Here is a 22,305-nt window from a genome sequence, read left to right as displayed (position 1 = left end):
CGGCTCGCTTTTTTGTGTATATTCACTGCTGGGAACTTTACATTCTCGCGCCGCCGTCCACTTCCATCACCCGGCCGGTGACGTAGTCGTTATCGATGATGAAGGCGACGGTACTGGCAATTTCATCGGGCTCGCCGATCCGGCGCAGGGGCACCTGCTTTACCAATCCTTCGAGAATTTCCGGGCGCATCTGCGCCACCATGTCGGTGCCGATGAAGCCCGGCGCAATGGCGGCGACGCGCACACCGTAGCGCGCCAGTTCCCGCGCCCAGGTCACGGTCATGGTCGCCACGCCGGCCTTGGTCGCGGAGTAATTGGTCTGCCCCATATTGCCAGCGCGGGAAACGCTGGAGATATTGACGATGACACCGCCATTGCCGGATTCCGCCATGGCGGCAGCCGCGGCGCGGGTACACAGGAAAACCCCGGTCAGGTTCACGTCAATTACCGACTGCCACTGGGCCAGTGACATGCGCTCGGCGACTTTGCCGTCTTTTACTTTCAGCAGCATGCCATCGCGCATGATGCCGGCGTTGTTTACCAGTACGTTCAGGCCTCCGAAGTCCTGCACGATTGCGGCAAAGCCCTGGTCGACCTCCTCTTCCGAGGCCACATTCACCACGTAGCTGCGGGCTTCAGCCCCCTTGGCTTTACATGCCGCCACGCTTTCTTCCAGGCCCTGTTCGTTCACATCCAGCAACGCCAGGCGCGCGCCGCGCTCTGCCAGATACACCGCCATCGAGCGGCCCAGCCCCTGGCCGGCACCGGTAATGGCAATCACACTGTTTGCAATCTGCATCTTCTACCTCAAAACTCTTGTATCAACGCTCTTGGCCGGAATGCCGGGGGTTACCAGGAGTAGCCCACGCCCACGGTCAGTTTGGTATCTTCTTTTTCGCTTTCCAGCGACGGGGTATTGTCGAACAGCCAGCCGTATTTCACTTCCATCAGGATGCCCTTCACCAGCGGCGTGCGCACCCCCACTTCCGCATTGCTCTGGTAATCCTCACCGCGGTCGAGGGATTGCAGGATCTCCTGGTTATAGTAGACCTCCGGGCCCACTTCGAACTTGTAGCGGAAGTCCCACGCGGTACGGCCCGCGGCGTAGCGCTTGCTGGGCTCCTCACTCAGGCTGGGGTCGATATAGCTCTCTTTCAGGCTGCTCACACCGCCCTGGACCGACAGCGCCGATTTATCGGTGTCGAAAAACAGATAACCGAGACCCAGACCCACTGTAGTGCTCAGGTCCAGGTTACGCGCCTCTTCGTGCAACAGTGCGCTGTTTCCGGCCGCAAACCATTTCTCCGCAAAGATCCAGCGCAGGTCGTAATTGAGGCGGTACTTTTCCAGCCCTTCCACTTCGACATTGTTCTGGTTCTGGTACTGGGTACCCACCAGGTGATGGAAATCCCCGTTGCGCACGTCAAAGTTGGCATTGATGTCCCAGTCTTCCCGCTCGCGGTTACCGTTTTCAAACACACCCGCGGCAGATACATTGCCGCGGAACACCACCGGGTTGCCGACAAAGTTGATGTAGGGCTCCGCGTGGTCGATGGCGGGGAAGTCCATCACCCAGCCGTCGCCCTCGTCACAGTACAGCTCCCACTGCTGGCGGCGGTGGCCGGCCAGGGCACAGGGCTCGTCGCGCCCGGCAATTTTCAGGTCCTTTTCCGTCTCCAGTGACAGAATTTTGCTTTTCTCGACGGTGACATCGCCAAATGTCTCGGACTTCCACACCACGTGGTCCCGCTCCACCACCACCAGGTCTCCGTGAACACGGTCACCATTGGTCAACGTCAGTACGCCGGCACTGGCAACCGGGACAAGCGCGAAGAAAAACGTGAAGATGGTCAGCGAGAAAGTGGACAATAGCCGGGGCACAGCAGAGAGCACGAAACAACCTTGCAATAGCTTAGGATTATGAAATGCGCAGTGTTAATAGGGGAAACACCAAAGAACCGACGAACTCCAGGTCGGAAGACGGCAATGATGCCACAACTCGCATCTGCCTTGCACTGTCACAGGTGCCGGCTGGCCGGGTGGTCACCTATGGCGAACTGGCAATGCTTGCGGGATATCCACGGGCGGCGCGCCTGGTAGGCCAGACCCTGCGCAAATTGCCCAGGGACACGAAGTTGCCATGGCACCGGGTGATCAACGCACAGGGCAGGATTTCGCTGCCGGAGCCGGCAGCACAGCGCCAGCGGGAGCGTCTGGCGCAGGAGGGAGTGATAGCGATAGGCGGGCGCATCGACCTCGCAAAGTACCTCTGGCGCCCTTGATCAATCGCGCTGCGCTGGAGACCCGCGGCTAGCGCGACTGGGGTTTTGATTCCGCTTTGGCTTCGACGCCCCCGGTCTCCGGGTGTTCGGACGCATCGGTACCCGTTTCGAGCTCCGGGTTTTTGTGCCACGGCGCCACGACAAACAACAACAGCATCCCCGGAACCGCCAGAGCGGCACACAGCAGGTAAAAATTGGTCCAGCCCATCCCCTCCACCAGGTATCCGGTCGAGGCGTTGGCAAAGGTGCGCGGCAACGAAGTCAGCGCGGTGAAAAGCGCAAGTTGTGTCGCGGTGTGCAGCTTGCTGGTGGTGCGTGCGATAAATGCCAGGAAGGCCGCGGTGCCCAACCCGACCCCCAGGTACTCGAAGGCAATCACAATGGCCAGCAGCCACAGACTCGGCTCAAAGCCGGGGGTCCCCACCCTGTCCCCATTCGCTTCCGAGAGAATCATGAAGCCGAAGATCGAAATGATCTGAATAACACCAAAGATCCACAGGCATTTATTGATGCCTATCCGGACCATCAGCATGCCCCCCAGGAAACCGCCGATCACCGCCGGCCACAGGCCCGCATTCTTGGCCACGATACCGATATCGGTATTGGTGTACCCCATATCCAGGTAGTAAGGCGTCGCCAGCGCCGTGGCCATGTTGTCCCCCAGTTTGTAAAGGAACATAAACGCCAGCACCAGCAGCGCATGGTTGACGCCGTTGCGATTGAAGAACTCCACAAACGGCAGCACTATCGCCTCGCCGAGGGTCTTGGGCCGTTCGCCGGGATGCCTTGGCTCATTGACCAGCAGGGTCATCAGGATACCGACCAGCATAAATGCCGCGGTAATTTGGAACACCTGGTCCCAGGGCAGGTGATCGGAAAGAATCAGGCTCAGTGAGCCCGGGATCAGCCCGGAAACCCGATAGGCGTTGGCGTGAAAAGAGTTACCCAGGCCAAGCTCCCGGTCGGGCAGGATTTCCCGGCGAAAAGCGTCCAGCACGATATCCTGGCTTGCACTGAAAAACGCCACAGCAAAACACAGTACCGCAATCGTCCAGATGTTGAATTCAGGGTCGAACATCCCCACGGCGGCGATGGAAATCATCAGCAGGACCTGCATCACCAGCATCCACCCCCGCCGGCGCCCCAGGAGCGGTAACCGGTAACGCTCCATCAAGGGGGCCCAGAGGAATTTCCAGGTGTATGGGAATCCGATCAGGGAGAAGAGCCCGATGGTGGCAAGGCTCACGTTTTCCGACCGCAGCCAGGCGGGCACCAGTTGGATCAGGACATAGAGCGGCATGCCAGAGGCGAAGCCGGTCCCGATACAGATCAACATGCGGCGGTTGAATATGGCTTCGCGGACCGTTTCCCTAGTCATAAATTATCACTGCTTATTATTGCCAAAGCGTCAGAACCAGGACCGCCGCCCCGTAGTTAACGACCGTAGACCACTTCCAACTGCGCTTGCGCCAGCTTGTTGGCGTTAATGTAGTACCCAACGGCCGAGGTAGACCTGGGGCTGCCACCAGTTTAGCAGCCATTGCGCGGCGGGTACTTGAGTCCCGAAAACGGCTCGGCAGATCTCCATTCATACTATCGCAACTCCTTTGCCTGAAACGCTGTTTTATCCCAGCAGGTCGCTGACGCTGGACAGGTCCATATTGCCACCGGTGAGTACCAGTACAACCCGCTTGCCCTTGAACCGCGCCGGATGCGCCAGAACTGCCGCGAGGCTGACCGCAGCGGACGGCTCCACCAGCTGCTTGGTTCGAGTCCACAACAGCTTCATCGCGGAAACGATTTCGTCTTCTTCTACCGTCACCACATCATTCACCGTGCGGCGGATCAGAGTGAAATTTCTCTCCCCCAGAGTGGTGCGCAGGCCATCGGCAATGGTGTCCGCGACCTGCTCCGTCACCCGTTGACCGGAGCGAAATGAGCGTTGCGCGTCATCGGCGCCGGCGGGTTCGGCGCCGAGCACCTTCACGTCCGGCGCCAGGGCGGACATCGCCAGTCCGCATCCGGCCAGCAGGCCACCCCCACCCACCGGGGTCACCAGCAGGTCGGGGTCAAACCCCTGCTCCCGGCACTGGCCGAGGGCTTCCTGGGCCACCGTACCCTGCCCGGCGATAATCCGCCGGTCGTCAAATGGTGGGACTTCATGGGCCCCGGTTCGGGCCACTACCTGCGCCAGCGTCTCCTCGCGGGCAGCCAGCGTCGGCGCGCACAGCACAATATCCGCGCCGTAGGCCGCCACCGCCTCTTGCTTTGCCTGCGGCGCGTTTTCCGGCATCACTACCGTGCATGCAAGTCCGCGCTCGGCTGCCGCCCACGCCAGTGCGGCACCGTGATTTCCAGAGCTGTGTGTTGCCACCCGCTGTGTTCCCCCGGGCAGCAGTTGCACCGCGTTGGCAGCGCCACGGGCCTTGAACGCCCCCACTTTCTGCAGGTGTTCGCACTTGAAGAATATTTCGGCGCCGGTCGCGGCGTTGATCGCGCGACTGCTCAGCAGCGGCGTGCGGTGGATTTTCCCCGCCAGACGCTGGGCGGCGGCAAAAACCTCTGCCGCTTCCGGCAAGTCGGCGGCACCTGAATCGGAAACAGGAAATTCTGACATGAAAGATGAATACCGCGGTCAGCTAACAAAAATCACATACAGTGCCAGTACCGTCAGCCACATCAGCAGTGCCCGGGACAACAGGCCCTGCAGTGCCTCGAGTTCCGCGCCACACAGGCGCTGCCCTTCGCTGACGGCTACGCCGGCGCTGCACTCGCTGCTGTCGATCCCGCCCAGCGCACCCTCGAGGTAGTATTCGAGCACGTCGGCGGAGCCGCTCTCCTTGCAGGTGAGGTGCTCCCGCCAGGCCCGGTAACAACCGGCAAAATTGCCCACAATCGCGAGGGTAAAGCCCAGCACCCTTACCGGCAGCCACTCCAGCAGCCACAGCCACTTGCGCGCCAGTTGCCCGTCACCGGTGGCTGCCGCGCTCTTGGCGTCAGCCTCGGCGACCGATGCAATGTCGCAGTTGCCCACATATAGCTGGCTCAGCCGGTACAGCACGGCCCCCGGAACGCCCAACAGCAGGAACCAGAACAGCACCGCAAACAATCGCTCGAAGGCCCGGTAAGCCGCTGCCCGGAACACAATCCGGTGCAGGGACTGGGCATCGCTGGGAATCTCGCTCTGAACCCCTTTCAGCAATGGCTCCGCTTCTATATACGCAGCTTCCAGGTCACCCTGGTACCAGGCGCGCAGATAGCTGGAAAGGGATTCGTTGAAATTGCCGCGGCCAAAGCTGTACAACAGCAGCGGCACACTGACCAGTAATATACCCAGGCCGCCCAGTATCGACTCCGCGATCACCAGGAGGATTGCCGACAACAGTACCGGCAGCAGGATGACCACACCGAATTCGAACCCCGGCTTTTGCGCAACAGACTGCTGCCCGGCGACCGCCTGCTGCCAGCGCAAAAACCAGCCATCCCGGTGCAGCGGGCCACCGGAGCCCCAGATCTGCACCAGCCCGAGAGCCAATAGAACGATCAAAAGCGCCATGGCGCCCCCCGATAAATAAATACGTTAAAAGATCCCACGATGGTTATTCTCGTCATTTGCTCGCCGCGGCTGTGGGAATCAGGCCGCGGGGGTATCGCCGGTGAGATCGTCCAACTTGATAAAAAAGTGCTTCCAGTCAAAACCGGGGCCGGGGTCCAGCTTGCGTCCCGGTGCGATATCCGAATGACCGGTAATCCGGCTTTTGTCGATGGCCGGGTAGGCCTCCATGATCGCCACCGTCACGTCCGCCAGCGATCTGTACTGCGCCTCGGTAAAAGTATCGGTATCCAGGCCTTCGAGCTCAATACCGATCGAAAAATCATTGCAGTTTTCCCGCCCGCAGAAAGACGACTGCCCCGCGTGCCACGCCCGCTGGTGAAACGGTACGTACTGGGTAACGCCACCGTCGCGGTCGATCAAAACGTGTGCGGAAACCTGCAGGGAGCCGATCTCTGAAAAGTACGGGTGCGCGTCGATATCCAGGTGCCCGAGGAAAAACTCATCGATATAGGAACCGCCATACTGCCCCGGCGGCAGGCTGATACTGTGAACCACCAGCAGGTCGATCTCCGCTCCGCCCGGCCGGCTATTGCAATGGGGGCTGGGCACCCTGCGGACACCCGACAACCAGCCTGACTGGACCTGATATTTCACGAAGCGTTCTCCCGGCAACATTGAGCCAAAGGATATTCTATGGAAGGGAGGAAGCAACTGCCACTGCTAGCACCAGCCGCCAGCCATAAAAAAACCGGGCCAGGCCCGGTTTCTTTAACGGTGTGATGGGATATTAACGGCGGTCAGACGGTGATCGCGATCTGACTTTCCCCGATATTGCCCACCACGTACTGCAGTGCGCGCTCGAACAGGGGGCCCTGCTCCAGCGGCAACAGCGACTCTTCCCGCAAGGCGTGCGCCAGCTCCAGGCGGGACATGACCGCAACCTTGGCCCCGGAGCGATTGACGAACATAAACTGGTCGAGGTCCTTGATGATCGCGGCTAGCCTGCAGCGTACCGGCAACTTGTCCGGGGTCCGCAACAGGAACCAGCTGTCCTTGAGGTGGTAGGTCTGCTGCCAGTGCTCATCGCTATTGGGCATCGGCGCCAGCGACTCCTTGCGTTCAACGGCCGCATTGCTGACCACTTTTTGCAGGGATTCCACATCCGGCAGTGCCGGCTGGTTTTCCGGCAGCTCCCGGGCGTCCTCCGGCAGCGCCACGGATTCCGCTACCGGCGCGACTTCTGGTTCCATATCAGGAATGGCAACAATACTGTCGGCCTCGCGCCGCAGCTCCTGCACCAGGCGTTCGCGGGTGCGGCGCTCGCGCTCGGACTCTACCCGTTCGGCAAGATTCAGCCGCTCCCGATAGAGCACGTCCAGGCCATTCATCAGACGCTGGCGGTCACCCGCGCTCAAGGAAAGAGACTGCGCCCCCGCATCGAGCCGCTTGCGCAGGTCCGGCAACAGCCGCTTCATACGGGCACTGCTTTCGGGCATCGGCGTGACCACGCTCCATACCAGGTCGCGCGCGGTCAGTACGTGCTGACGCCAGGCACCGCTGTCGGTCCCTTCCTTCAGGCAGGTGCGAAACAGTACGCTGTTCCACACCCGGTTGAGCCATTCGTGCACGATCCGCGGAAGTTTGCGCTCGGTGACCAACGCCTCGAATACCGCTGCCACGCGCGCCTTGGCGGCCTCGACCCGGGCAGAACCCTGAGCCTCATCGACGGTCCGGCGCTCCATCACCGCAGCGCGCTTGCGCTCGCGGGTGGAGTACTCCCGGAACGAATCCAGGAAACGCTCGAACACCTGCTCGTCCCGGTCGAAATCCTTGAGCACGCCCTCGACCACCTGGCAGATCTGCAGGTAGAGCGACTCCTCTTTATAATTTTCCCCCGGCTGCCAGCCAATCGCCGCATCGGCCAGTTCGTTCAGCAGCCGCCGCGCCGGGTGGCCGCCCTTGCTGAAAAATGCCTTGTCCGCTACCGCCAGTTTCAGCATCGGCAGCTGCAGGCGAATCAATTGCGCCTTGATCGGCTCTGCCAGGTTGCGATCTTCCAGCATAAAGGTGAACAGCATGTCCACCAGGCGAATCACTTCGCTGTCCAGCTCGTGCAGGGAGGCACTCTGGCGCGCTGATACCAGCCGCTCCTGCAGCATTGCCTGCACGTCGACCAGGTGGCCGGTGGCCCCCGTCTGCAGGGGGATACTGGTCTGCAACTGGCCGAGGTGGTCCAGTAGCATGGGTGTCGCCATTGGCGACGCACCCATTCCCGAGGGAATCAGGCCGGGAGCAAATTGGCCACTGCCCGCATTGCCGGAAGCGGCTCCTCCGGCAACAGCTCCTCCTGCAATAGTCCCTCCTGCAACCGGAGTACCGCCCTGGGGCTGCGCGGGCATTCCCGGCATCGCCATACCCGGCTGGCCGGCAAAACCGCCCTGGGGCACCTGATCGGCCTGCGGGCCAGCAACAGAAGCTTCTTGCTGCGCTGCGACGCCCGCCTGCGGCCGCTGTACGCCGGACTGCCCGGCACCGGGACGGGTGGCGATACGGCTGCGATGGCGAAGGGGGTCATCCAGGGTCGGAAGCACCTTCTTTTCGATCATCAGCGCATTACAGGCTTCGTAAAGCTCACCCAGCCGGTTGACCAGGTGCGATTCGAATTTCTTCAGTACCGTCATCCGCGCGCGCAGGGAAATATCCAGCTCGTCCAGCCCTTCGGTAAATGCAGCGCAGATACTCGCGGGGCCCAGCGGCATATTTTCGTCATAGATTTTCTGCGGATGCAGGGTATCCAGGCGCAGGGAAAGCGCGGCGATGGACTCGGCGTGATCGCGCTTGACGTTGGTGATCATGGTGCGGATAACAACCAGCTGCTCGAGCTCGTCGTCCCTGACCAGGGAAAGGGACTTGAACGAGGTCACCTCCTTCGGCGCACTCTCTTCTCCGGGGGTATCGTTTCGCGGCTCGTGGAAACGCTCCTCAACCCCGTCACACAGGCTGTCAATCAGCCCGTTCTGCTCTACCCGCAGCAGGCGTATGGCCTGGAACAAAGCGTCCTGCTCCCCCTGCTGATGCACTTTTTCCGCCATGGAAAAGAGCGAGTCATCTACGTGCGCAAAGACTTCCTCGATCCGCGCCTGCAGCCACTGTATGGCTTTCTGGTTGACGAGCTTGACCGTAGCGGACAGCCGCCGGCTGCCCGGGCGGCGCCCCCTGGGGCCCTTGCTACCGGGGATAACAACAAATTCTTTCTTTTCGATTTCCATCTCTTCTATGCTCACTCCCAATACCCTCCTGGTACTGAATGAATGGCCTGACCAGCCAATTGCCGGAGTCCGGGAACCTCGCCCGACCTCCAGAACTTCAAAGGGATTTTTCCAGGCTGACCGCCCTAAAAGGATTCATGCGTCATTGCGAGCAAACTCGCGATGATACTCGCACCGCTTTTGCCACACGCATCAAAATTTTATTGGCACTATGGCGCAAATATCTAGCAAGGATAGGCGGGGCGCAATGGCTCGAAAGGACTAATTTCCGGATTATTTAGCGATAATAGTAGTGATATGGCGACCTGACAGGAAAGTCATCAGCCTGGCGGGAATTTCATGGTTATTTTCTGGCCAACTGGAACATCGCTATGTATTAGCTCAGCGGCGCGGGTGAGCATTTTACAACCAAAAGCTGCCTCTAATGTGCATGCAGCAAGCATTTGCTGTGACATCGCCGGCGCCGGTACAGCCGACGCCAGCGTGCTCGATCAGTGCATTTCCCCGCGGGTCTTGCGCACATTGCCAATCACCGACTGCAGCGCCCGCTCGAACAGCATGCCATCATCCAGCGGCATCAGTTCCGCTGCACGCAATGCGTGAGCCAGTTCCAGGCGGGTAAACTCCGCAACCTTGGCGCCGTTGCGATTGACAAAGATAAACTGGTCGATGTCCTTGATCACCGCCGCGAGACGGCAGCGGAACTGTTCTTCATCACTGCGCTTGAGTTCAAACCAGCTGCCCTGGGCAAGCCGGAAGGTCTGCTGCCAGTACGAGTCCGACTCGGGCAATACCTCGACGCCCGCCTTTTGCAGCGCATCGGTTTCCACCTCGGCAACCACCTGCTCCAGCTCCTCCATTTGCGGTAGCTCGACCGCCTCTTCCTGTGCGGCGGCGGCCTCCATCTCGGCCTGGAGTTCGCGGCGGGCTTCCTCCCGCACCTCTTCCTTGGCCTTGCGACTGCGTTCGGCGGCAAGTTGTTGCGCCAGTGCGAAGCGCTCGCGGTAGACGTCCTTGAGCCCGGCGAACATGCGCTTGGCTTCAAAACTGTTCAAAGACACCGCTTCCACACCTTCTCTCAGGCGCTGCTGCAAGGCCGGCAGCAGCCCGAGCAGTTGCTGTCGACTTTCCGGCATCGGCGCCTGCACACTCCACACCAGGTCCCGCGCGGTACGCACGTTCCCGCTCCAGCTCTCGCTTTCGGTGCCCTCTTTGACGCAGGTAAGGAACAGCAGGCTGCTCCAGACTTTCTCCAGCCATTCTGCGACCACCGGGGGCAGATCCCGCTCCGCGGTCAGCGCGTCCATGACCGCGGCAACCCGCGCCCGTGCAGCCTGGGTTTTGGCCTTGCCATCGGCCTCGTCGACAATGCGCTGCTCCAGCTTTTGCGCGCGCTTGCGTTCGCGCTGGATAAATCCACGGAAGGACTCCAGCAGCATGGAGAAAATACTGATGTCCTGCTCGAATTCCGCCAGCACGCGGGCGACCACCTCGCATACCTGCTTGTACAGCGGGTCTGCCCGGTAATTTTCCTTCGCCTGCCAGCCAGTGCTCGCATCGGCAAGTTCGTTCAGCAGTTTGCGCGCCGGGTGGCCACCCTTGCTGAAAAACGATTTGTCGGCGATGGCGACCTTCAGCAGTGGCAACTGCAGGCGGCCGAGTTCGGACTTGATCGGGTCGGCGAGATTGCGGTCCTCCAGGATAAAGGTGAACAGCATTTCCACCAGCTTGATAATATCGCTGTCCACTTTGGCGAGTGCCGCAGACTCACGCGCTTCTACCAGGCGATCCTGCAACAGGCTGTTGACGTTCAGCAGCTGCACCCCGCTCTCGGCATACTCCTGTGGCAGGTGGGCTTGCAGTGCCGCGAGATGGCCCAGCAGGTCCTGGGAGGGCATCGGCATCATGCCGGCGGACAGAGGTAGCAGGCCATGCCCGCCCTGGGCCGCATATCCCCCCTGTACCGGCGCACCGGTTGCAGCGGCGCCAGAATGCGTCACCGGAGCTTGTGCACCCTGTTGTCCCTGGGGAGCGGGCTGGGGAGATGTTTGCGGGCGCGACTGGGGTTGGGCCTGTCTGGCGGCGCGGCGCTGCTGCCGCAGTGACGGCAACACTCCCTGCTCCACAAACAGCTCGTTGCACTGGTCGTACAGCGCATTCAGATTCACCATCACCTGTTGTTCAAACTTCTTCAACAGGGTCAGGCGCGCCCGGATGTGCAGATCCAGGTTCCGCACCGCCTCTACGAAAGCATCGCAGATGGCGTCGGGACCCAGAGGGTTGTTCTTGTCGTAAATCTTGACCGGCAGCAGTGTATTCAGACGCAGGGAGATTTCAGTCAGGGGCTCGGCAAAATTGCGCCTGGCCGCCGCTACCATGGTGTCCACCGCGACCAGCTGTTCGAGGTCGTCGTTGTGTACCAGGGACAGGCTGTCTGCAGAATACAGGTCTTCTGACTGATCCGTGTTGCGGCGGATATCCTGAAATGCCAGGGAAACATTCTCCGAGAACCGCTCCACCAGGTTGCGTCGCTCGACCCGCAGCAGGCGCAGGGCCTGGAACAGTCCGTCCTGCTCGCCCTGCCCGTGGGCCTTTTCCGCCATGGAAAACAGGGAATCATCGACCTTGGCAAAAACCTGCTTGGTCTGCTCGGCAAGATAGGCCACTGCGCGCGCCCTCACCGCCTCCACCGCTACCGGCAAATCAGTTCGCCGGCTCTGGCTTCGCCGGGTTTGCGGCTGCAAACCGGAGAGGGATACCACGTTGTTGGTTTCTTTCATTCCCATACTGCCTGTAACGGGCCCCCGGGGCGAAACACCACCGGGATCTGATTTTGCAGCCGGCACTGAAATGCCCGCTGCCCTCTATTTATGCAATCGTTATCGATTCTGGCGCTATCGATTCCAGCCCGCGTCACATCGCAGGCGCATCAGCATGTCATGTGAGATTGCACACCAGACTGGTCAGTACAGGATTCTACGGAGTCCCGTATCGCCATAACAACTGGTATGACAAGTGGCGCTTTTGTTTTTGCGACCAAATTCACAGCCTGATTCCGGATTTGCCGTTTCTATCCCCATCACCTGCATACAGTTACTGCCGCGTGCTGTTGCAGCTTCCCGCTATTACCACCAGAAGATATGGAACACGGCCCGGATCCTGCTTAGCGCTTGTTTCAACCTGTACTTTTGTGCTAATTAGAAGTGTACCCGGGGCATGGACTCTGCAGCGCGCAGGACAAAAATAAAGCAACCAGTTCCATATGAAAGAAAAAATCCTGATCGTCGACGATGACGATAATATCCGGCAGGTACTCAACTATGTTCTGAGTGCCGCCAGCTACGCGGTTATTGAAGCCAGCGACGGCCTGCAAGCGCTGGAGCTGGTTAAAAGGGAGAATCCCCACTTACTCATCCTCGATATAGGGATGCCCGAACTGGAGGGCACGGATGTATGCCGTCAGATCCGCCAAACCTCGCAGGTTCCCATCATTATGCTGTCAGCCCGTGACGATGAATTTGACCGGGTACTGGGGCTCGAACTGGGTGCGGATGATTACATCCCCAAGCCGTTCAGTAATCGTGAACTGGTCGCGCGCACCAAAGCGTTGCTCAGGCGCACCAATCTCACGCACGACACCGCCCCCCAGGAAGGAGCGATTTTCCACGGCCACCTGAAGCTCAATGCGGATACCCACCAGACCTGGTGGGGTGCAGAAGAAATTGAATTGACCGCAACCGAGTTCGAAATGCTGCATACCATGCTGAAGCATCCCGGTCATGTATTCAGTCGCGACGCCCTGATAAACAGCAGCTATCGACACCAGGTGATCGTGTGCGATCGAACCGTTGACAGCCACCTGCGCAGGATCCGTCAAAAATTCAAGGCCGCCAACGGCTACCCCATCGAAACCGTGCATGGCGTCGGCTATAAAATCAATGATTGCACTAGCCACTTGACCCCATGAAATTGCGGCTGCGCCTCAGCACCCTGTTCCTGCTGATCAATTCGCTCATACTGCTGTTGCCGGTAGCCGCCATCGCCCTGCTGAAACTCTACGACAGCCTTCTGATCCGGCAAACGGAGAACGCCCTGATCACCCAGGCGGTCATGCTCTCCAATGTTTACAAGCGAGCGCTGCGCGCAGAGTACCCGGAGCTCGACCTACAAAATTATGGCCGCGCCCTGCCACAAGAGAACTGGTATAAGGAAGACCCGGTACTGGGAAAATGGCGCCCTATTCCGGCAGTGCTGGACCTGCGCGACCAGCCTCTCCTTCCACGGGCAGAAAACCCTGAGCAAACCCGCCAGGAACCCGACCCGACCGCCTGGCATATCGGGCAACAACTGGAAGACCTCCTGCGCGAAACCCAGCTCACCACCCTCGCAGGCATGAGAATCCTGGACATGAACGGGATCATCGTCGCCACCACTGGTTGGCTGCGGGGACATTCCCTGAGCAACCGGAGCGACGTTGCGCGCGCACTTGAGGGGAATACCGAACGGGCCATGCGGCACCGGGAGGAAGACACCGCCGGCAGCTTCTTTTCACCGATCAGCCGCAGTACCCGAATTCGCGTCTATGTCACACACCCTATCGTGCTCGACAAGCGAATCCTGGGGGCAATCCATCTGGTGCGGACGCCTCCCAACCTCTACCAGTCACTGTACAAGCAGAGCGATATTTTCATTTACTACGGCCTGTTGATCGTAACGATCACCGTGATGCTCTCCCTGTTTACAAGCTACGCCATCAATCGCCCTATCCGCGCCCTGGTCCGCCAGGCCCGTCAGGTCACTTCAGATCGCAGAAGCCGGCTTGAGCCCCTGGAAAACCCCATCGCCATCGAACTGGAGGAGTTGTCCCACTCCCTCGCCACCATGGCGGACCGCCAGGTACAGCGGGCGGAGCAGATTGAAAACTTTGCTTCGTACGTATCCCATGAATTCAAAACACCGATCACCTCCATCAACGGGGCGGTAGAAATCCTCCAGGAGAACCTGGGCGAAATGCCCGATGAGGAAAAGCGGCAGTTTCTCGACAATATCGCCCACTCCTCGCAGAGAATGCAGCTGCTTATGAGTCAGCTCACGGAGCTGGCCAAGGCGGACACCACACCCATCCCCAGGGAACCTGTAGATCTGGTGAAAGTTCTGAAACAACAGGCCAAACACTACCAACCCCGTTTCCGGCACCTGTCGATCAGCGGGGCACAAGATGAACATCCGGTTTACATGAACCGAGAGCTGCTCGCGAGCATACTGCAGAACCTGTTTGAAAATGTGTACCACCACGGTGGAGATGCTATCAAAATCAAACTCGGCAGGTATTCAAATCAGACAAAACTGATCTTTTCTGACAACGGCCCCGGCATTTCCGCGGCCAATGCAAAGCGGATATTCGAGCCTTTTTTCACAACCGCCAGAAAACGGGGTGGCACCGGGCTCGGCCTGGCGATACTTTCCACCCTGATGAGCGCACACCACGGAAGTATCCGGTTACTGCCGTCCGAGCGGGGATGCCGCTTCGAGCTCACCTTCCCCCACCTGAAATAAAAAACCCGCCCTGCGTCAGACACAGGGCGGGCAGTCATACACTAACCCGTATTTTCCGGGTGTTAGCTTCTCAGTCCGAAGTTATTTTTCCTTAACGGTTTCTGACCAGTCCCCCAGGGTACTGGCTGGCGTCAGGTGACCAGCGAAGATGAAACCGGTTTGCCCCTCGTATTTCACCTGGTAGTAGACATCGTTATTGTCACCCATCACCACACTGGTGATCACCTTGACCTTGGTACCTTCGGGAATTACCTGAATCAAATCCCCCGCCGGCGCCACGCGTTGCTCTACATCTTGCCGCAATAACAGCTTGTCGCCGGAGTCCGCCAGGGTCAGCGATGCCAGCACAGCCCAATTATCGATTGTACGAGTTCCTTCAAGCTGGCCACCATAGAGGAAACCGCGATGACCGTTGTAGGTAACTTCGTAGTACAGGTAGTCGTTGGTTCCCTGTATCACGATTGAGTGCACGTATAACAGGCTTCCCCGTGGAACAGTCACCAACCAGCTGCCACCCGGCACATCCCGCAGGTTGATACCGGTTGCCAACTGGATAATATCTCCGGCTTCCGCATGGTCTTTGCCCGGCTCTTCCCCATCCAGCATGATCCAGTCTTTCAGGGTCATGCCGTTGAGAACCTTACCACCGTACAGATATCCTGCATTGTTCTGGAACTGGACCCCGTAGTAGACACTGTTGTCAACACCCCGAACAACGACCGAATCCACTTTCAACTTGGCTCCCGCAGGTACATTCGCAACCAGTGCCCCGTCGGGCGCACTGCGAAGGTTGATACCGGATTCGGGAACTACGCGAATCTTGTCTTCAACCTGGGGAATTAGAACATCTTCCAGCTCGCTGTATGGGGCGGGGCTCGTCCAGTTGCCAAAATCGCTGACCTTACCGGCATAGATATACCCGAGACGATTGTTTTCCCGAATCATGTAATAGCGATACTGGGAATTGATATCACTGACAACAAAGTCGAGCACCTGATATACCTTGCCGGCCTGGGAAGCGAAACCCATGGCAGACCCGCCGGGGGTCGCCCGTACGTTAATCGCAATCTCTGAGCGAATGGTCTGGCCCACAGTGGAAAGGCCAGTTACAGCGGCGCCGAAGCACGAGTGCCTGTCATATACGTTTTTTGTATAAGCTGCGGTCGCCTCCGCAGTAGGGGAGATAGAAGTACCGGTTGGTGCGCCATACACGATGCTCAAGCACATCATATCCGCAGGATTGTCGACACACTCGAAAGCGCCCCCCTCAAAGCGGCAGGACTCGCCAGAGGTAAGATAAACCTGCCGACCTGGCCAGTTAGCGGGATCGTCAGCGTCAACCGGAGCCACCGCACTACAACCAGGATTACCCTCCATAAAGCAGGCCACATCCAGGCTGGTGGGGAAAAGGGGATCGACCACATAATTCAGCCATGTCTGGCTGTCATACTTGTCGGCAAAGCCGATATCGTTACCTGCCCAAACATCATTGGGATCGGTCCAGCGGCAAATTTTGCTGGCGCCACCGTTATATACCGAGTAAGCGCTGCGCGCGCGATCGCGCCAGTTGTCCGCGCTGCTCACACAGCTCGCAGATACGGCGTCTTCCCACGCATCGTAAAACAGCTCCATGCCATAAATAATGTTCTCGAAGATATGCCATCCTTTCCCCTCCTCCAGCTTGGGGAAATGCCAGCGATCGTCTATCTGAACCATTCCGTGGCCGTGGCCATAGTCACCGCGAACCATTTTGAGATTGCCATCAGTGGCATCCCGGTAGTGGGTCCAGAAAGTTTCCTGATGAGCCTTGGCGAAGTTTGCCCGCTGCCAGGCCAGAACCTCGGCCTCGCTGGCGTCGGGCTTGCGCGCGAGCAAATAGTAAGCAACGGACTCCCGCAACATGGCGTGTACTTCCTGCATATACCGCTGCCGCTCGGCTCCCCGCTCCGTATTATCATTAAAGATTACCGGGGCAAAATTTTCTTCCACATAGGCCGGATCACCCCACGGGGTCACATCACAAGCGGAAGGAACACGCCCAAAGTTCCACTCACCGCCCACCCGGTTGTAACAAAGGTAGTAATCCGGTGTTTCATAGGGTGCTGCGACACTGCTGGTCCCATGAACCCCCACAAGCCCCAAAATGAGAAGCACCACTCCACGAGCGTTTTTACTCAGTATTTTCATAGTATTCTGATTCTTCAGTTGATTGATTTTCAGCCTGGACATCACTTCTAACGGAAACGACAAGCACTTCACACAAACTCGCGATGAATGAGCCTCCCCAAATCCGAGTCGGATAAGTGCCGCTTTACTATGTTGGATCCAAATGCAGAAATTGTGCAGAAGCCATGCATTTTTTATGGATTTCCCACGACTATGAACTCTGTCAAATTTTTTCGAAAAAAACGTATTGCCGCCTACTGTTCATGCGGTTCCGAAAATGAAAAATAATGGGAAAACCAGAAGAGTATGGAGTGAAGAAATAACAGCAGGGGAGATAAGTGCGTGGGGATCCAGATCGAAGGATCGGGACCCCATTTCAATAATTTCTAACCGCCAGACTGGCGCAGTCTAAACTCCCGAATATTGGACTTCAGCGCCTTGGCCCGCACGGAATGCTGGGGCAGCCCCGACACCACTTGTTCAAACATCTGCACATTCTCCGCGTTCAGGTGGGGCAAAATGTTCAGCGCCACTTCCTGTGCTACATAGAAGCTACCAGTTTGCAGAGACTCGGCCAGCAGTTGGTCAATTTCCGGTTGAAGCCCCGGGTAGCGCTGCAGCTCTTTCATGGCCTGCTCCATTACCTTTGCATCGTAACCGTCCTTCAAGGCATTGATCAGAGCGTGGCCATTGGCTTCGCTGGGCGCTTGCATGCTCACCAGATCGATCGCCGCCTCCTGCACGAACCCATCCGGGTGATCAAGGAAAGTACGCGCAACTTCAGCGCTTTCCTCATCGAAATAATCACGCTGCCGGTGAAAGTCTGCATATTCTTCAAGCTTGTCCGCCAGCATTCTTCCCTGCTTGATATCCGACGCCCTGGGATCACTGAAGTCCTGCGGACAACTGTAGGTTTGATGGCAATTGGCCAGATCTGAAATGCCTCTCGCCAGTAGTTCCCTTGCCTGCAGTTCGCCCTTGGTGAGCTGCTGTTGGCGTGTCACCGCCCTATCCAGCTCCAGATCCGCCGCGGACGGCTCTTGCAGTGAAGGGCTCCCCCCTGTTGACGACAGAACTGATTTCTTTTCGACCGCTTCAGACACTGCAGGGACTTCAGAACGCATACCCCAGAATATGGACGCGAATACCACGACTACAATCAAACTGTATAAGTATTTCACCCTTCTCTCCTCGCCTGCTTGGACTTTTCCCGCGCTATGGCTTTTGCAAGGGCACGGGCCTTGGCGCTCTGCGGCGGAAGCTGGCTATGCAACTGCTGATAAAACGCCAGATTTTCTGCGCCCAGGAATGGCTGAATATGCTGGGCAAGCACTTTGCCCGCCTCGAAACTACCTCGTTCAAGAACTTGCGCAAAGGCCTTATCCACTTGCGACTGCATTTTCGGGTAGCGCTGCAGTTGTATCAAAAGCGGTATCAGTACCCGCTTGTCCCTGACATCAGGCAGTAACGCCAGCAATTCCGCGACGGTATCGTCGTCCGCCGGCATCTCTCGCAGAATAGTCAGCACCTTCTCCTGCACAAACTCATTCTGGTATTTCAAGAAATGATGCAACAGTGCACGGCTCTCCGCATTGCTGCCAAAATCACGCTGCCACTGAGCCACACGATCAAGTTCCTGATTGATCTCCTCTCCCAGCAGATAAAAGCTATTCCGCGGACTGCTCGGGTCCTGCGGGCAACTATTGGTGTCCTGGCAATGCTCCAGGGCTCGCAGCCGATCAGTAATATCCTGCCACTGCTGGTCACTCACGGTACTGCACAAGGCTGTAACGCTGACAAACACCCCCAACAGGATGCAGAGTAATGTTTGTGTGATTTGCTTCATGCTTTTGAATCTACCAGCATTATTAACAGTTACGAAATGTTGAAATGCCCGGTAACTCAGCTACACATTCACTCGGAAGTTACCGTCCAATCTGCGAAATAAGCAGAAACACTATCCGCCTTAAATATGCAGAAGTTGTGCAAAACCCATGAAAATTTTCTGCATGTAGCCTTCAGTGGGTCCAAAGACCGGAAGCCATCACACCCGCTTGCAAATTTTCTGCACAAATCCTCCCCGAAAACATCAAATATTGGCCACGAGTGCGGCACATTCGATTTTCATAGTAAGCGTGCAATCTCTTTTGCCATTCAACTTTGAAAGACAGGCGTTCTGACAACGCTACCTGACATGACCGGGGGACATTCGTAAATGCACGATATGAAAAAGAAAAAGCTGGCTGTGGCCGTCAATGCAGCATTGATGTTGACACTGGGAACCACGCCGGTGTGGGGGCAGCAGCAAGCTGCCGACAACGACCAGAACCTTGAACAGACTGAGGTAAGCCCCAAACCGGCCAAGGGGACTGAAAAAGAAAACAGCGAGGCCATGGAGACGGTGGAGGTGCTGGGTATTCGCGGCTCCCTGCAAGACAACCTCAACAACAAGCGCTACTCCAATGCGATCAAGGACGCACTCAATACCGAGGATATTGATAAAAACCCGGATAAGAACCTGGCGGAAGCGCTACAGCGCATTTCCGGGGTACAGATTACCCGCGACTTTGGTGAGGGGGCGACCATCTCCATTCGCGGCACCAACGTAAACTTTACCAATACCCTGCTCAACGGCCAGAGCATGAAATCGGCCCAGTCTCTGCCCTTGCGGGATGAGATGAATGCGTTTGATTTTTCGTCCGTAGCGGCGGAGCAGGTTTCGCAAATTGAAGTCTACAAGTCTCCGCAGGCGGATCTCGACGCGGGTGGTATCGGTGGCACCGTTATCCTGAAAACCAAAAAGCCGCTGGATCGTCCTTCCGGCGACGGCTACCTGAAATTTGAAAATAGCTACAACGACGGCTCCGGACAAAACTCGCCGCAGATGGGCGCGCTGTATAACTGGAAGACCGACGACAACAAATTCGGCGCATCTGCGAATATCAGCTATCAGGAACTGAACCTGCAGAGAGATGGCAACGAGGCCATTGCCGGCTGGTGGGACTATTACCTGGATGGCGTACCTACCCAGGTGGTCAATTCCATTGATGATACCGCCATTTACCACACCCGAACTCTGGATGGCTACGAGCGCTCGGGGGCGATGTGGGGTATTCCCGGCTCCGCCCGTTTTGAGCGTGATCGCAAGCGAATGGGCGGTACCGTTTCTTTTCAATACCGCCCGTCCGACAATCTCGACTTCAACCTGGAGTATACCCGCAACCATACGGATGACCCGAACTCCAGCCACAATCTATACGCGCGTGCGTACAAACTTGCCCGCTCTGCCTACAGTACCGGGGGAGAACCCGAGCCAGGTTATGAGGTCGATCGTGTCGCCGACCTGCTGTTGCATGCTGAACAGGACATCTATGACGTCCAAAACGTGAATTCCGCCGGTATCCGCTACTGGGGAACCCCCACCAATCTGATCAATATGGAGTTCCAGGACCGGGACGGCAGTGAAAAGACCAGCGATATGCTGAACTTCACCACCAACTGGAGCAATGAGTCATTTGAAGTCAAAGCCCAGCTGGGGCGGTCTACCGGCAAATCTCACATCGACGATTTCGGTACCCACTTTGGTCTCAATATCGACTACGTGGATGACAACCCGGACATGCCGGTATTGGACAATGGTCTCGCGGGCGTAAGCATGTACTACGACTATGACCCGGACGCCAACCTGGCCGGCTGGGGAGTAAGCGGCGACGGCGAGTGGCTGAAGCATCCGACCACCGAGATGTCCATGCGCGATATTTTCAAAACCGTACAGGACAGGGAAAACACCGAAAACTTTGCGCAGCTGGATACCCTGTGGACCCTGCAGGAACCCACGTTCTTTGTAGAATCGATCAAGTTCGGTCTCAAGCACCGCGATATATCCGCCTCCAACGTCCGCAGCGCCGCCAGTTCCCGTCTCGCCGATGGCGTTGAAGTTCTGGCCGGAGACCTGGCTGGTGGCGTCGTCAGCGGTATCCGCGAAGACCTGGGCGTCATGCCCACCGCATACTTTGACGTAGACACTGCCAAGCGTGATGCACTTTGGAATGACGGGCTGCTGCTGGTTGATGATCTTGGAGCCTGTAACGATCTGATCGCCACAGCCGGTGGAAACTACCAGGGTTGTCGCACCGACTACCTGGAAACCGTAAGCCAGTTTTACGACCAGGAACAGCAGGTCAACGCCTTTTACACCATGCTGAACTTCGCTGGCGAGCGTTTCCGCGGCAACATCGGTGTCCGCGTGGTGGACACAGAGCGCGAATCCCTCACCCGCCAGGCAGATGGCGTCGACGAGAATGGCGACACTCTGTACCGGGATGTCATTACCGACAGCAGTACCACCGATGTACTGCCAAGCATGAACTTCTCCTATGACCTCACCGAAGACCTCCTGCTGCGTACCGCAGCCTCCAAGGTGATCTCCCACCCCGCGCTGTACCAGATCCGCGACGGCTTCAGTGTCATTGGCAACTACGATGCTGCCGGCGCCCTGCTTGGTGAGGGCGCACAGCGCACCGGTGCCAAGGGCAACCCGGACCTCAAGTCCTACGAGGCCGAACAGTTCGAGATCGGCACCGAGTGGTACTTTACCGAGTCATCCATGGTCGGTATCACCGCATTCTACAAGGACATCAGCAATTTGATTCGCAAGCAGCTGGGTATTCAGGATCTTACCGGCAGCGGTTACACCGACGCCTTCGGCAACCCGGTAGATGGTGAATACGCGATCACTTCCTACTACAACGTGGGTAAGCAGGCGATCAATGGCTATGAAATCCAGCTTCAGCACGATTTCAACAATGGCTTTGGCGTGTTGGCAAACTACACCTTTGTGAATATCCCGATGGAGGAATTCACCACCCAGAGCATTGAGGCCCAGCTGCTCCAGGATGCAAACGGGGTGGTAGTCGACAGCAGTGATCGGCCAACCGTTATCGGCTATGAAGCGACCAATCCGGAGATTGACGAGGTGCGCACCCCCGGAAACTCCGAAGACACCATCAACCTGTCCGCCTACTACGAGAGCGACAGGTTCTCTGCCAGGCTGTCCTACAACTACCGCTCGATGTACTTCGATTCCATCGACTCACAAGCGAGTCGGGTGATTGATGATACTGAACAGGTAGACCTCAAGTTGACCTACAGCATCACGGAAAACCTGACAGCGGCGCTGTCGGCTTACAACCTGACCAACGAAAACAAAAACTACTACCTGCTTCGCGATCAGCTCGAAGCACCTGAAGGGGGCGTGCCTGCGGGACTGGAACCGTACTATACGGACCGGGCCGGCAAGGTCGCTCACAACACTTACGAAACCGGACGCCGCTATTTCGCGTCCCTGAACTGGAAGTTCTGAGCATGCGACCGGGGACTTGCCCCGGTCTCGCTGCATAGACTTGCAGTTTCAATCAACGGCGCAGCGGATAGTCAAATTATCCGCTGCGCACTTCGATATTTCCTGTTGTCAAAA

At 57.8% G+C, this 22,305-nt stretch carries 15 protein-coding genes; 4 read left to right on the top strand and 11 right to left on the bottom strand.

Annotated elements, in window-relative coordinates; translation table 11 throughout:
• Window positions 1-37: 37 nt before the first annotated feature.
• Entirely contained in the window at window positions 38-799 is a 762-nt protein-coding gene (locus QZ511_RS03740; protein WP_295799150.1) for an SDR family oxidoreductase, read from the bottom strand.
• A gap of 50 nt (window positions 800-849) precedes the next feature.
• Window positions 850-1,893, bottom strand: coding sequence for a DUF481 domain-containing protein (locus tag QZ511_RS03735; protein WP_295799147.1), 1,044 nt, complete (start codon window positions 1,891-1,893; stop codon window positions 850-852).
• A 32-nt stretch (window positions 1,894-1,925) separates the two neighbouring features.
• Between QZ511_RS03735 and QZ511_RS03730 the strand changes: the two genes are divergently transcribed.
• Window positions 1,926-2,282 (top strand): MGMT family protein, encoded by a 357-nt coding sequence (locus QZ511_RS03730; RefSeq protein WP_295799145.1) that lies wholly within the window; start codon window positions 1,926-1,928, stop codon window positions 2,280-2,282.
• Between the two features lie 28 nt (window positions 2,283-2,310).
• Here the strand turns inward: QZ511_RS03730 and QZ511_RS03725 are convergent, their stop codons facing one another.
• The 6 genes from QZ511_RS03725 to QZ511_RS03700 all read right to left on the bottom strand — a co-directional run bounded on the left by QZ511_RS03725 (window position 2,311) and on the right by QZ511_RS03700 (window position 11,887).
• A complete protein-coding gene (locus QZ511_RS03725) occupies window positions 2,311-3,660 on the bottom strand; it encodes an AmpG family muropeptide MFS transporter (protein ID WP_295799142.1) in 1,350 nt (449 codons plus the stop codon).
• Between the two features lie 246 nt (window positions 3,661-3,906).
• The gene (locus QZ511_RS03720; protein WP_295799140.1) at window positions 3,907-4,899 is read right to left on the bottom strand and encodes a threonine/serine dehydratase; all 993 of its coding nucleotides are present in this window, start codon (window positions 4,897-4,899) and stop codon (window positions 3,907-3,909) included.
• A gap of 18 nt (window positions 4,900-4,917) precedes the next feature.
• Complete coding sequence (gene ampE / locus QZ511_RS03715; RefSeq protein ID WP_295799137.1) at window positions 4,918-5,838, bottom strand: regulatory signaling modulator protein AmpE; 921 nt, start codon at window positions 5,836-5,838, stop codon at window positions 4,918-4,920.
• A gap of 78 nt (window positions 5,839-5,916) precedes the next feature.
• Window positions 5,917-6,513: a 1,6-anhydro-N-acetylmuramyl-L-alanine amidase AmpD gene (ampD, locus tag QZ511_RS03710; RefSeq protein ID WP_295799135.1), complete on the bottom strand. Its 597-nt coding sequence runs from the start codon at window positions 6,511-6,513 to the stop codon at window positions 5,917-5,919.
• Window positions 6,514-6,635: 122 nt separating this feature from the next.
• Window positions 6,636-9,122, bottom strand: coding sequence for a DUF1631 domain-containing protein (locus QZ511_RS03705; protein WP_295799132.1), 2,487 nt, complete (start codon window positions 9,120-9,122; stop codon window positions 6,636-6,638).
• Window positions 9,123-9,598: 476 nt separating this feature from the next.
• Window positions 9,599-11,887 (bottom strand): DUF1631 domain-containing protein, encoded by a 2,289-nt coding sequence (locus QZ511_RS03700; protein ID WP_295799129.1) that lies wholly within the window; start codon window positions 11,885-11,887, stop codon window positions 9,599-9,601.
• Window positions 11,888-12,369: 482 nt separating this feature from the next.
• Here QZ511_RS03700 and QZ511_RS03695 point away from each other — a divergent pair, with 482 nt between their 5' ends.
• A complete protein-coding gene (locus tag QZ511_RS03695) occupies window positions 12,370-13,074 on the top strand; it encodes a response regulator transcription factor (RefSeq protein WP_295799126.1) in 705 nt (234 codons plus the stop codon).
• The gene (locus tag QZ511_RS03690) at window positions 13,071-14,663 is read left to right on the top strand and encodes an ATP-binding protein (protein WP_295799122.1); all 1,593 of its coding nucleotides are present in this window, start codon (window positions 13,071-13,073) and stop codon (window positions 14,661-14,663) included. Before QZ511_RS03695 ends, QZ511_RS03690 begins: the two co-directional genes overlap by 4 nt.
• Before the next feature lie 81 nt (window positions 14,664-14,744).
• Here the strand turns inward: QZ511_RS03690 and QZ511_RS03685 are convergent, their stop codons facing one another.
• From QZ511_RS03685 to QZ511_RS03675, 3 genes are all read right to left on the bottom strand, one after another.
• Window positions 14,745-16,892 (bottom strand): hypothetical protein, encoded by a 2,148-nt coding sequence (locus QZ511_RS03685; protein ID WP_295799119.1) that lies wholly within the window; start codon window positions 16,890-16,892, stop codon window positions 14,745-14,747.
• A gap of 323 nt (window positions 16,893-17,215) precedes the next feature.
• Entirely contained in the window at window positions 17,216-18,010 is a 795-nt protein-coding gene (locus QZ511_RS03680) for a hypothetical protein (RefSeq protein WP_295799116.1), read from the bottom strand.
• Entirely contained in the window at window positions 18,007-18,675 is a 669-nt protein-coding gene (locus QZ511_RS03675; RefSeq protein WP_295799114.1) for a hypothetical protein, read from the bottom strand. The genes QZ511_RS03680 and QZ511_RS03675 overlap by 4 nt, the downstream gene beginning before the upstream one ends.
• A 369-nt stretch (window positions 18,676-19,044) precedes the next feature.
• Here QZ511_RS03675 and QZ511_RS03670 point away from each other — a divergent pair, with 369 nt between their 5' ends.
• The gene (locus tag QZ511_RS03670; RefSeq protein WP_295799111.1) at window positions 19,045-22,191 is read left to right on the top strand and encodes a TonB-dependent receptor; all 3,147 of its coding nucleotides are present in this window, start codon (window positions 19,045-19,047) and stop codon (window positions 22,189-22,191) included.
• The last annotated feature ends 114 nt before the right edge of the window (window positions 22,192-22,305 follow it).

Source organism: uncultured Microbulbifer sp., from assembly GCF_913055755.1.
Taxonomy (GTDB): Bacteria; Pseudomonadota; Gammaproteobacteria; order Pseudomonadales; family Cellvibrionaceae; genus Microbulbifer.
Note: the sequence above shows the minus strand (reverse complement) of the source record. Positions and strands in the feature narration are given on the sequence as shown.